Raw genomic sequence first — 12038 nt, 5'->3', positions numbered from 1 at the left:
GCAACCGCCGCAGCACCACCGCCACCCCCGCACAACCGACGGTGCCGTTGCATTATCTGATCGGGAGAGGCGGTACGCCCGGGTCGGGTCCGCGTCAGATGACCCGGGCGAGGTCGTTGAACGCCGAAGCGATTCGGAGCTTGGGCTGACTGTCGAGCCCGAGTTCGTAGTGTCCGCGGCGGAGGTTCTGGATGAATGCGTGTCTGGCGATGATCACTTGTGCGGTCTGGTCGGTCCGGAGCCCGCGCATCGGTCGTAACCGGTGCTTGAGCTGACTGTGGTCGGCCTCGATCGGATTGTTGGCGTGCTGCTCGACGTGGTGCTATGCCGAGGGGAACAGGTCGTCGAGCACGGCGGGGTAGACCGGGGCGGCGTCGGTGACGACGTCGCTGGGCGTCACTTTCAGTGCCCGCAGCGCCCGCTGGAAGAACCGGCGGGCCGCCGTGGCATCACGGCGGGCCGAGACGAGCACGTCGATGACCTGCCCGTGCTGATCGATCGCGCGGTAGACGTAGCGCCACACGCCGTTGACCTTCACGTACGTTTCGTCGACGAACCACCGATCACCGGGGGGAGTGGCGGGCGAACCGGGCGGCGTCGGCCAGCAGCGGGGTGAACCGTTGCACCCATCGGAACACGGTGACGTGATCGACCTCGACACCGCGCTCGGCCAGGAGTTCCTCCACGTCCCGGTAGGAGAGGTTGTAGCGCAGTACCAGCGGACCGCGACGACGATCACCTCCGCGGGGAACCGGAACCCGGTGAACGCCGACTTCGGCGGCGACCAGGGACGACGAGGACTCGACCGCTTCACCCGTCAAGCCTGCCTCGGTCCCTGGACATGGACACGGGCAACGCAACAGACCCGCGACGTGCATTCCGAGGTCGGCGCGCGGACGGCCTTGGCCGGGTTGGGGGGGCGAGATCACGCAGCGTGTAGCGGTATGGCGGGCGTCCGCCGAGTTATCGGCCTTTCGAAAGTGTTATTCGGCAACCACAGGTAGGGCACTACCGGAGCAATCCGGCCCAGGGCGCCAACGCCCTGGGCCGAAAGTAGTGCCGTGCTGTCGGTCTTGCCGATCAGACGATGTTGATGTCGCTGCACCACATGTAGGTCTGGTCCATGTGTGACGCCTTCCAGATCACGAACAGGACGTGGTTTCCGGTGCGTCCAGAGACCGAAAGGTTGAACGAGATGTTCTGCGCCGGTGCGTAGCGCCCGGTCGTCGTGATCAAGTCGAGGTTGCCCCACCCGACCCGCTGAGTGGTCGGGTTGAATCCCTGCTTGGTGACGTAGACCCGGAAGTAGTCAGCACCGTGGCTGGCCTGGTCGTACAGCTGGACCGTGAAGTTGCGGCTGACGGTGGTCGTCTTCCATGCTCCGGGCTGGTTCAGTGTGTCGTTCCTGGAGAGGGCGTTGCTGCATAGCTGTCCGTCCGGGGTGCGGGCTTGGTACTGGCCGGCGAGGCCGTCCCGCAGCGCGCTCATCCAGTTCCACATGGTGTCGGGGTTGGCCTGGAACGCGCGCCAGCACATGGGGTCTTGTTGTTGCATGGCTGGGTTCGTGTGTTGGCTGCCCCAGGCCTTCCAGCACTGGTAGGCGCGACTCGCCGGGTTGATGATGGTGCCGTGAGCCTGGGCTGCGCCGGTCCAGGGCAGCGTACCGACCACCATGGCGAACAGCAGGACGAGCACTCGGAGGGACCGACGGACGGTTGACCGGGGTCGTCCGCCGGATTGATCGGACTTGTGTGAACGCACTGTTCATCCTCCGTTCTTCGGCACTAGAGATGAGAATGGGAACGCTCCCAACCCACTTTTGCATCCATGAACCTAAATATCAATATTGATCTATCAGAAGCTGGATGTGGATCGAGCTGACCGGGATCGCTCTCGAGTGCCTCTCCCAGAACTGACCACGTCCGACCACTGGAACTGCCGGGCAGCCACCCACCGCACAGGTGCGGCACGGGTCGCTGGCCCGACGGCGGATCAACGACGGGTATGCGCACCGAGGTCCGCAGCCGCGACATCGCCGTACGGATCGCCCGCCACGGCATCCACTGCGGTACGCGGACGGTTCACAGCTACGGGAAGGCCCGGTGCGGGTACGACTGCCCCGCCCGACCGCCCGGCATGGTCAAAGCCCGGCTGCGGCGTCGTACCGGCGGCGCTGGTCGGCCATTTCCGAGTCGGTCAGCGCCTCCTTGAGCGCCAAGTCCGCGTACTTGTCCGGGAACATCTCCCGCAGCCGGTCCACGAACATGACGTCGGCGGTCGCCTCGACGACCTGGATGCCCGGAGGCTCGGTGGACATGTCCATGATCACAGGGCCGGCCAGCTTGACCGCCACGTCCCAGGGGCGCTTCTGCTCGGCGACCCCGCAGAGGTGGAAGCCGTAGACCGTCCGCACGTCGGCGAGCGCGGTGACCGCGGCCGGCTCGTAACCGTAGACGCGGACTCCGCAGATCACTGCCGGCTTCTCCTCCGCGGTGGCCACCTGCTGGACACTGTGTCCGGCGTGGTTGTGCTGCCCCGGGTCCGCCTGTTCGAGCGTGGTACGCATCCGGGTCATAATCTGCCCTTGCAGATCCGCCGGCTCCGCCTTCGGCCGGGCCCGGTTGACCAGTACGACCGCGCCGGCCGACACCGCCAGCAGGATCACCGCCACCCACACCAGGCGGTTTCGGTACCACCCCGCGAAATTCTCTCGGGAAATCATGATCGCTTCTCACCTCATCGCCGGTTCTGGTGCGCTGGCAGACCGAATCGGACGCCCATGGCGTGTCAGACGTCGAGCGCGTCGGCCGTCGGGGACACGTACCGGGGGATACGTACGGCGGGCGAGGATGCCTGCCCGGCAAAATGCCCGTCGTCATCGAGATGGCCCGGCGATGCGGCATGCGAGCGTCTGCCAAAGCGGCGCGCTGCCGGCACTGCGATGCTCCCGCGCTGGCCGTTCCCAGCGCGGTTGCCCCCCGCGCTGCGGCGATGTCAGCCATTCCACCACGCCTGGATCCGTTCTGGCAACATCGACGAGCATCAGCGTGGATCCGGGCCCGGCCACCCGCTCGGCACCGGGGGAGGGGGGTAGCTCCGCCGAGCGGGACCAGGCACCTTTGCCGGCACCGCGCTGGGGGGTGTAGTAACCGAAGATCGGTGCCGGAGCGTTGGTGACCGGTGCGGGGCGGGTGGTATCGCTGCAGGATGGATACATCGGCCGGAGCTGGAGCGTGCGAAGGGAGGTCACGGCGTCATGCCGAATCGACGGTCGTTCGTGGTCACCGGGGGCGCTCGAGGCGTCGGCCGGGCCGTCGCCGAGCGCCTGCTGCGCTGGCATCAGGATCTGGTGCGCAAGCGGTGGGCGTGTCCGAGCCGACACGGTCGGCCGTCCGTCACCGCCGAGATCCGCAACCTGGCGTTGAGGCTGGCCCGGGAGAACTCGACCTGGGGCTACCGCAGAATTCATGGGGAGCTGCGGCGGCTGGGCTATCGCGTCGGTGCAAGCACCGTCTGGGCCATCCTCAAGCGTGCCGGGATCGATCCGGCCCCGAAGCGGTCGGCGGTGACCTGGCGGCAATTCCTCCGGTCCCAGGCGCGGGGCGTACTGGCGGTTGACTTCTTCAGCGTCGACACGGTATCGCTGCGCCGGCTGTATGTGCTGTTCGCGATCGAGGTGGGCAGCCGGCGGGTCCATGTGCTTGGCGTTACCGCGCATCCGGTGGGGGAGTGGGCAGCCCAGCAGGCCCGCAACGTGCTGATGGAACTCGGCGAGCGATCCGATTCGTTCCGGTTCCTGGTCCGGGATCGCGATGCGAAGTTCACCGCCGGCCTCAGGTCCGGGCGGCGCGGGCGGTGACCTGCGCCAGCCGGTCGGCGACGGCGAAGAACTCGGCGACCCCGAGTGTGGTCGCGTCGCGGGCGGCCGCGGAGGCAGCACGACGAACAGCGTGGATTGCGTCCCGGTCCGCCCCAGCGCACCCAGCTCAGCGGCGTCTCCGTCAGCGTTGCGGACACGTGGCCAGCAGGTACCGACCTGGAGCGCCGTCCGCGCCGGCTGCGACATTCGCGCGTGCCCTGCCAGCAGCGTGGGAAGGCACGTGGTGCAGATATTCGCGGTGGCACGGGACGCGAACGTCATCACCGACGGCCACGTTACTGCGAGCCGCGGGTCCCTTCCACAGCCGTCGCTAAATCTATGGGAGCGCGCCCACGGATGCCAGGGTTGACCGTGTCGGCGTTCATTTATATGTAATCCCGGCGAAATCGACCGGGACCGAGCGGCGGGCCTCCCGGTCGCGTTTTGCGTTGCGGGGGCCTGGGTAGGGCCAACACCTGCCCGGACGCTCCACGGAGGGACTCGTCGAGATGGATGCCAGCAAGCCCGCCAAAGCAGTCAAGGACGTCGTCGAAGCGGCCGCCGAGAAGGTGGTCGACGTCCTGACTCCGGACGTTCCCGGCGCGCCGGGCAGCGCTCCGCCGTCGCTTGAGGAGCCGACGACGCCGCACGATCCGTTGCCGCCGAAGAAGGAGCAGGGCTCGCCCGAGACCCGTACGCCGACCGGCGCGGAGACCGGCGCCCCTGCCACCGCCAACGGCCAGCAGGGCGCGTACCTCACGACGTCGCAGGGCGCGCGGCTGCGCGACACCGACCACTCGCTGAAGGCCGGCCCGCGCGGGCCGGTCCTGCTGCAGGACCACCACCTGCGCGAGAAGATCACGCACTTCGACCACGAGCGCATCCCCGAGCGCGTCGTGCACGCGCGGGGCACGGGAGCGCACGGCGTGTTCGAGGCGTACGGCACCGCGGAGACCGTGACGAAGGCGGGCTTCCTCAGGAAGGGGAGGAAGACCGACGTCTTCGTCCGGTTCTCCACCGTCCTCGGCTCGCGCGGGTCGGCCGACACCGTCCGGGACACCCGCGGTTTCGCGACGAAGTTCTACACCGACGAGGGCACGTTCGACCTCGTCGCCAATAACATCCCGGTCTTCTTCATCCAGGACGCCATCAAGTTCCCCGACATCATCCACGCCGGCAAGCCACATCCGGACCGCGAGATTCCCCAGGCCCAGAGCGCGCACGACACGTTCTGGGACTTCGTCTCCCTGCACACCGAGGCGCAGCACCACACGATGTGGAACATGTCCGACCGGGGCATCCCGCGCTCATACCGAATGATGGAAGGCTTCGGCGTCCACACGTTCCGGCTGGTCAACGAGGCCGGGGAGACGGTGCTGGCCAAGTTCCACTGGAAACCGAAGCTCGGCGTGCACTCCCTGACCTGGGAAGAGGCGCAGATGATCAGCGGCATGGACCCGGACTTCCACCGCCGCGACCTGTACGACGCGATCGAGGCCGGCGCGTTCCCCGAGTGGGAGCTGGGCATCCAGGTCTTCCCGGACACCCCGGAGGAGACCTTCGAGGGTATCGACCTGCTCGATCCGACGAAGGTCGTCCCGGAGGAGCTCGCGCCGGTGCAGCCGATCGGGAAGCTGACGCTGAACCGGACCCCCACGAACTTCTTCGCCGAGGTCGAGCAGGTCGCCTTCCACCCCGGCCACCTGCCGCCGGGCATCGACGTCACCAACGACCCGTTGTTGCAGGGCCGGCTCTTCTCCTACGTCGACACCCAGCTCACCCGGCTGGGCGGCCCGAACTTCTCGCAGATCCCGATCAACCGCCCGCACGCCCCGGTCAACGACATGTTCCGGGACGGCTTCCACCAGCAGGCCGTGCACGCCGGGGTCGCGCCGTACAAGCCGAACTCGCTCGACGGCGGCAACCCGTTCGTCGCGGGTGACGACGAGAACGCGTTCGTCGACGTGCCCGTCACCGTGGCCGAGTCGCGCAAGGTCCGCGCGAACCCCGTCTCGTTCGACGACCACTTCAGCCAGGCCCGCCTCTTCTGGCTGAGCATGTCGCCCGTCGAGAAGGAGCACATCATCCGCGCGTACACCTTCGAGCTCGGCAAGTGCTACCACCAGGCGATCAAGGAACGACAGCTGCAGTGCCTCGCCAACATCGACCCGGTGCTCTGCGCCGAGGTCGCCACCGGGCTGGGCCTGCCCGCGCCGGAGCCGACCGTGCCGATCGCCGACGCCATGCCCAGCCCCGCGCTGTCGCAGGTGGGGCGGGAGTGGCCGGGTGACGGCCGGACCGTGGGCATCGTCATCGACGACAACGCCGACGTCGCGGGCGTCGGCGCGCTGCGCCAGGCGGTGTTCGCCGCCGGCATGGTGCCGTTGCTGATCGCCCCGCACGGCGGCATGGTCGGAGACCTGCCGGTGCAGCGGACCTTCGCCACCGGGCGGTCCGTCGAGTTCGACGTGGTGCTGCTGGCCGCGGCGCCGGCCCCGGCCCCGGACGCCATGCCCGCGCGCGACGCCAAGGCCGGCGCGTCCGACTCCGCAACGGTGGACCCGCGGGTGCTGCTCCTCGTCGAGGAGGCGTGGCGGCACGCCAAGGCGATCGGGGCGTGGGGCGCCGGCGTCACCGTGCTGGAGCGGGCCGGGGTCGCCGGCACGCCGGGCGTCGTCGCGGGCGACTCGGCCACGGACGTCTTCGCCGCCGTGCAGCAGTTGATGGCCGCGCATCGGGTCTGGGAGCGGTTCCCCGCCACCGTCGCCTGACGCGTCCGACCGGCCAGGGGCCGTCCTCCGTGCCATCGGAGGGCGGCCCCTGGCGCTGTTCCGATGTGGCCGGCGGCGGTTGGAGCGGGTGACAGGTCGCCGCTGGCCTGGTCCGGCGCGCGTGACGCCGCGAATCATCGCCGTTACCGGCCGCAACTCACCCGCCAGGTGTCGGGGTCTTGTGACGCGGAACGGAGGTCCCTAGTATCGACGAAGTTCTCGATCGCAGCGAAAGTCTCCTGGGGCACATCGAAAGTTTCAGAAAAGGCGCTATCCATGTAAGTGCAGTAAAACAAAGGGAAACAGTGAAGCGCCTACCAGCTTGAGCTGCTCTCTTCGGGCTGCTGAAGTGCTCCGGGGCTGGGGTCCCGTCAGGTGCGGCAGGCGTCTATCAGCGCGGCGAGCGTAGCGGTCGGGTCGTACAAGGGTCGAGCTCCGTCGCTGACCACTTCGCGTGTGCCTGGGTCCACCGGGTCGAGGCGGGCCCAGTCAGGCGAGCCGATGTTGATCTCTACTTCCAGGCCGGAGGCAGTAACGAAGCGCCTCTCGGTGACCGCGCCCCACGGTTGCACCCGGGTCAGCTCACCGATACCGACATCACCGGTCCACGCGTTGTCGGCGTAGCGGTCCTCGTCGGTGGTGAGGAGCACAAGGTCGACGTCGGAGTCCGGACGGGTGGCGCCGCGAGCGTACGAACCGACCAGCAGTAGGCCGACGACATCGGCACGTTCCTCGGCCCAGCGGGTTACCCGCTCAACGACGCCTGCCATCTCGGCGGTGCGCTCGGGTGTCACGGACGGCAGGTCATGCGTCGGTTGGTCGGGGCGGGGCATCCGCAATGTCTCCTCGGGTCGCGGTCGTCACCAGCGGGTGCGTGGCGCACGCAACGCTATGGTGCCCGCCACGGTCAGCTCTGCAACCACTGACGTCCCTGTCGCGACGTCCTCCGGCGGTGCCGATCCTGCCCACGCTGCCGCATGGGGCCGACCGTGCATGCGGCATCTCCTCTTCCTGTTTAGGGGACGGCTGAATCATGCCTCTCGCCACGGTCTGTGCAAGGCCGGCACGGCCAGCGAGCCCGGCCATTGCCGTTCGCTGGGCCGCAGGCCTGGGCGACAGGTCGGCGAGGGGTTGGCGACCACATCGACGTAGCGGATAGGACCGACCTCGACGGCGCGTTCCAGCAGCCGGACGAACAGCAGCCCACGCTGTCGGGCGTTGCTCCGGTTGAACCGGAAGATGAACTCGTCCAGGTAGGACTGTAGGTGCCCGCTCTCCACGGCGCCCTGGTGCGTGCCCTCCAGCCACCGCTTACTGAGGCTGAACAGCCGGTGCACGCCGGGCAGCAGTTGATGCGCTCGCTGTCCGGAACCGTGGACGTTGATGGGCGTGTGGTTGTCCTCGCTTCCGGCGAGCGTGGCTGAGTAGCTCAGCAGCGCGTCAGTGATGATATTGCTAGCTGGTGCGATGTTGTCGCGTATGAAGGTGCCCAGCGCGCCGGCGGTGGCGTTGGGGATGATGACCAGCCGCGCCCGACCGAAGCCAGGATGACCGCCAGGAGTCCGCTCAATGGCCCCGGCGACCAGGATTTTGCCGGCGGCACCGCGACCGCGCTTGCCCGGCTTGTTTTTGCCGCCGATGAACGTCTCGTCCACCTCAACGTTGCCCGACAGCAGTTCGCGCTCGGGGACGACCATTACGTCGGGGTAGCGATGCAGCATCGTCCACGCCGTTTGGTAGCTGCCGAGGCGGAGCACGCGTTGCAGGTTCAGCGCACTGGTCCCGGCTTTCGAGGTCATCATCAGCCACGCGGCCTCAAACCACACGGTCAGTGGCGTGCGGGTGCGGTGGAAGATGGTCCCGGCTGTCGGGCTGACCCTTCGCTTGCAGTCTGCGCAGGAGTGCCGCTCGTCGAGTAGCCGCCAGGAGATGACGCACTCGCAGTGCGGGCACACGAACCCGTCCGGCCAGCGCAGCCAGTCCAGGTAGTCCAGACACGCGGCGTCATCCGGGAACCAGGCCGGAGGTCAGCCAGGCCCCCGGGATAGTGCACACCGGCCTCCGGACGTGCCAACATCCCTTTATTTACTGCACTTATATGGATAGCCCCTTTCGTGTATCGCGGACGTATCCAAAATTGCATACGCCACCACAACGGCCCTCCATCTCTGATGGGAGCATGAACCACAGCGCATCTCCGTCAGCACCGCCCCGCCGCACGCGCAGGATCGTGCTCGCCGGCCTGGCGATCCTCGGCCTGGCGAGCGTGGCGTTCGCCGTGCGCCGGCCGCTCATGATGTCCGCTCCGAGGTGCATGGCCGGGCGGTGGCACGGTTGCTTCGATACGTTCAACGGGGTACTGCTCATGATGCTGGTCGCGCTGCCGTTGGCCGCTCTGGTGGCGTGGGCTCTGGCGCGTCGCCGGCGTGCCGCCGGCGTCACATCGGCGTGGCGGATGTCGCTGGCCGAAGTGGGCATGGTCTACGGGACGGTGCCGTTCGTATGGATGACCATGATGCCCGGTCCGGGGGCCGGCATCGTCCCCGGCCGGGTGAGCCTGATCCCGCTGGGAGACCTGGTCACGATGGGGCCCGTCGGGATCGGCGGCAACCTGCTGATCTTCGCGGCGCTGGGGTTCTTCGCCCCGATACGTTTCGCGGCGCTGGCGTCCGTGCCACGAATCCTGGCACTCGGGGCAGGCTGCTCGGCCCTGGTCGAAACCGCACAGTACGTTCTGCGGCTGGACCGGGTGTCCTCCGTGGATGACGTACTGGTCAACGCCGCCGGCGCTGTGCTGGCCACGCTGGCGTCGCGCCACTGGTGGAGGATGACAGAGGAGGTGCCGTCGGGCCAGTCTGGCCCCGCGCCGGCACCGGCAGACTGAGTCGCGTGTCCAGTATGCAACTATCAGCCATACTTTTCTGATCATAAGCTTCCGGCATGCGCGTACTGATCGTGGAGGACGAGCCCTACCTCGCCGAAGCCGTCCGTGACGGTCTGCGGCTGGAGGCGATCGCCGCCGACATCGCCGGCGACGGCGACTCCGCCTTGGAACTGCTCAGCGTCAACTCCTACGACCTCGCGGTCCTCGACCGCGACATTCCCGGCCCCTCCGGCGACGAGGTGGCCCGGCGCATCGTCGCCTCCGGCAGCGGCACCCCGATCCTCATGCTCACCGCTGCCGACCGGATCGACGACAAGGCTTCCGGGTTCGAGCTCGGCGCCGACGACTACCTCACCAAACCGTTCGAGCTGCGGGAGCTCGTCCTGCGGCTGAGGGCGCTCGACCGCAGGCGCGCGTACGCCCGCCCTCCGGTCCGCGAAATCGCGGGCCTGCGGCTCGACCCCTTCCGCCGGGAGGTCTTCCGCGACGAACGCTATGTCGCGCTCACCCGCAAGCAGTTCGCCGTGCTGGAAGTCCTCGTCGCAGCCGAGGGCGGAGTCGTCAGCGCCGAAGAGCTGCTGGAGCGGGCCTGGGACGAGAACGCCAACCCGCTCACCAACGCCGTGCGCATCACCGTTTCCGCACTGCGCAAACGGCTCGGCGAACCATGGATCATCGCCACGGTGCCCGGCGTCGGCTACCGGATCGACACCGGTACGAACATCACCGACCCCGCCCCCGCCCCCGACACCGCCCGACCCGGCAGTGCGCATGCATAGAAGCCGAGGGGTCAGCGCCCGACTGAAACTCACCCTTAGCTACGCCGGGTTCCTCGCCGTCGCCGGCGCTCTCCTGCTGGCCGTGGTGTGGGGGTTCCTGCTGCGCTACGTACCCGACAATTCCCAGGGCCTCCTCGGGATCTCGCCCAACCGCTACCTCCTCGTGCGCACCTTCGCCCCCGCCGCGGCCGTGGCGATGCTCTTCCTGCTCGGGTTCGGCCTCCTGGCGGGATGGATCCTCGCCGGCCGGATGCTCGCACCACTCACACAGATCACGGATGCGGCACGGAAGGCCGGGAACGGGTCGCTGTCCCACCGGATCCGCATGAAGGGCCGCCAGGACGAATTCCGTGAACTCTCCGACGCGTTCGACTCGATGCTCGAACAACTCGAGTCCCACGTCGCCGAACAGCAGAGGTTCGCCGCGAACGCCTCTCACGAACTGCGCACCCCGCTGGCCATCAGCCGGACGCTCCTCGACGTCGCCCGCAAAGACCCCACGCGGGACCGGGACGAACTCATCGAACGCCTGCACGCCGCCAACAAGCGGGCGATCGACCTCACCGAAGCCCTCCTGCTGCTCAGCCGCGGCGACCGCGGAAACTTCACCCGCGAGAGCGTCGACCTCTCCCTGATCGCCGAAGAAGCGGCCGAAACGCTGCTTCCCCTCGCCGAACAGCGCCGGATCGCGCTGGACGTCACCGGCGGGGCGGCCCGGACCAGCGGCTCCGCCGAGCTGCTGTTGCGGATGGTGACGAACCTCGTCCAGAACGCCATCGTCCACAACCTCCCCGCCGACGGCACCGTGACGGTCCACACCGAGGCGCACGGCGGCACAAGCGTGCTGCGGGTCGAGAACACGGGTCGGCGGCTCCCCCCGGAACTGGTACCGACCCTCACCGAACCCTTCCAGCGCGGAGCGGAACGCGTACGCACCGACGAACACGCCGGCGTCGGCCTCGGCCTGGCGATCGTGCACAGCATCGTCCGCGCCCACGACGGGACCCTCGACCTCGTCCCCAGCCCCAACGGCGGTCTCCTCGTCACGGTCCGGCTGCCCGGCACGCCGTAGGCATCGTTGCCGAGTGGGCGCTCGTTCGGGCTGGCGCCGTTCTTGGCGATCAGGTCGAGCGCCAGCATCGACTCCAGAGCCGGCCCCGGAGCCGGAGCACCGCCGGCGGGCTCTGCACCCGCCAAGGGACTGTGGGACGAACGGTGTAACTCCTGATCAAGGAGCAGCACCTGATGTCCGATGGATCGATGGCCGCCGTGGATACTGCCGCGGTGGCGAAGAACGGGCCGGGACAGCCGGCGGATGGTGTCGACGCGGAGCTGGTCGCCCAGCTGGTGGAGCAGGCCCGGGCGGCCGGGTTGCAGCTGACCGGTGATGGCGGGCTGCTGCAGTAGCTGACGAAGCGGGTCCTGGAGTCAGCGCTCGAGGGTGAGATCACCGATCACCTGGGCTATGAAAAGGGCGACCTGGCGGGCAAGAACAGCGGGAACTCCCGCAACGGTATGCGGGCCAAGACGGTGCTGACCGACGTCGGCCCGGTCGAGGTCGACGTGCCGCGGGCTGATCGGTCTCTCCACGAAACTCACGCGGCCAGCGTCGATGAACCACAAGGACCCGCAGCTCAACGACACACCCACCCGCTGAGCCGCAGCCGCCGCGGACAGACCCGTCCTGATCAACTCAAAGTAGCGACGCTTGACCACCGTCGGCATCTTGTTCGGCGCGTACCTCG

At 68.3% G+C, this 12038-nt stretch carries 9 protein-coding genes and 2 pseudogenes; 6 read left to right on the top strand and 5 right to left on the bottom strand.

Annotation, left to right across the window (positions count from 1 at the left end; translation table 11 throughout):
- Positions 1-94: 94 nt before the first annotated feature.
- The 3 genes and pseudogenes from AB0J06_RS03120 to AB0J06_RS03110 form a co-directional block, all read right to left on the bottom strand.
- Positions 95-814, bottom strand: a pseudogene (locus AB0J06_RS03120) (IS6 family transposase).
- Positions 815-1080: 266 nt separating this feature from the next.
- Complete coding sequence (locus tag AB0J06_RS03115) at positions 1081-1695, bottom strand: lytic polysaccharide monooxygenase (protein WP_357424024.1); 615 nt, start codon at positions 1693-1695, stop codon at positions 1081-1083.
- A gap of 445 nt (positions 1696-2140) precedes the next feature.
- Positions 2141-2722, bottom strand: a complete 582-nt coding sequence (locus tag AB0J06_RS03110; RefSeq protein WP_357424022.1) for a hypothetical protein — start codon at positions 2720-2722, stop codon at positions 2141-2143.
- Between the two features lie 555 nt (positions 2723-3277).
- Here AB0J06_RS03110 and AB0J06_RS03105 point away from each other — a divergent pair.
- Together AB0J06_RS03105 and AB0J06_RS03100 are read left to right on the top strand one after the other, a co-directional pair.
- On the top strand, positions 3278-3859 hold the full coding sequence (locus AB0J06_RS03105; protein ID WP_357424020.1) for an IS3 family transposase: 582 nt from the start codon (positions 3278-3280) through the stop codon (positions 3857-3859).
- A 509-nt stretch (positions 3860-4368) separates the two neighbouring features.
- Positions 4369-6630, top strand: a complete 2262-nt coding sequence (locus tag AB0J06_RS03100) for a catalase (RefSeq protein ID WP_357424018.1) — start codon at positions 4369-4371, stop codon at positions 6628-6630.
- Between the two features lie 371 nt (positions 6631-7001).
- Here the strand turns inward: AB0J06_RS03100 and AB0J06_RS03095 are convergent, their stop codons facing one another.
- Entirely contained in the window at positions 7002-7463 is a 462-nt protein-coding gene (locus AB0J06_RS03095) for a nucleotidyltransferase domain-containing protein (protein WP_357424016.1), read from the bottom strand.
- Positions 7464-7661: 198 nt separating this feature from the next.
- A complete protein-coding gene (locus tag AB0J06_RS03090; protein ID WP_357424364.1) occupies positions 7662-8456 on the bottom strand; it encodes an IS1595 family transposase in 795 nt (264 codons plus the stop codon).
- A 353-nt stretch (positions 8457-8809) separates the two neighbouring features.
- On the opposite strand from AB0J06_RS03090, the gene AB0J06_RS03085 reads away from it, so the two are divergent.
- From AB0J06_RS03085 to AB0J06_RS03070, 4 genes and pseudogenes are all read left to right on the top strand, one after another.
- Positions 8810-9514 (top strand): VanZ family protein, encoded by a 705-nt coding sequence (locus AB0J06_RS03085; RefSeq protein ID WP_357424014.1) that lies wholly within the window; start codon positions 8810-8812, stop codon positions 9512-9514.
- Between the two features lie 56 nt (positions 9515-9570).
- The gene (locus tag AB0J06_RS03080; protein ID WP_357424012.1) at positions 9571-10293 is read left to right on the top strand and encodes a response regulator transcription factor; all 723 of its coding nucleotides are present in this window, start codon (positions 9571-9573) and stop codon (positions 10291-10293) included.
- On the top strand, positions 10286-11365 hold the full coding sequence (locus AB0J06_RS03075; protein ID WP_357424010.1) for a HAMP domain-containing sensor histidine kinase: 1080 nt from the start codon (positions 10286-10288) through the stop codon (positions 11363-11365). Before AB0J06_RS03080 ends, AB0J06_RS03075 begins: the two co-directional genes overlap by 8 nt.
- Positions 11366-11538: 173 nt before the next feature.
- Positions 11539-11865, top strand: a pseudogene (locus AB0J06_RS03070) (transposase); the annotation flags it as partial.
- Between the last annotated feature and the right edge of the window lie 173 nt (positions 11866-12038).

Origin of the sequence: Micromonospora sp. NPDC049679, from assembly GCF_040659735.1 — a bacterium.
In the GTDB taxonomy this organism is placed as follows: domain Bacteria; phylum Actinomycetota; class Actinomycetes; order Mycobacteriales; family Micromonosporaceae; genus Micromonospora_I.
Note: the sequence above shows the minus strand (reverse complement) of the source record. Positions and strands in the feature narration are given on the sequence as shown.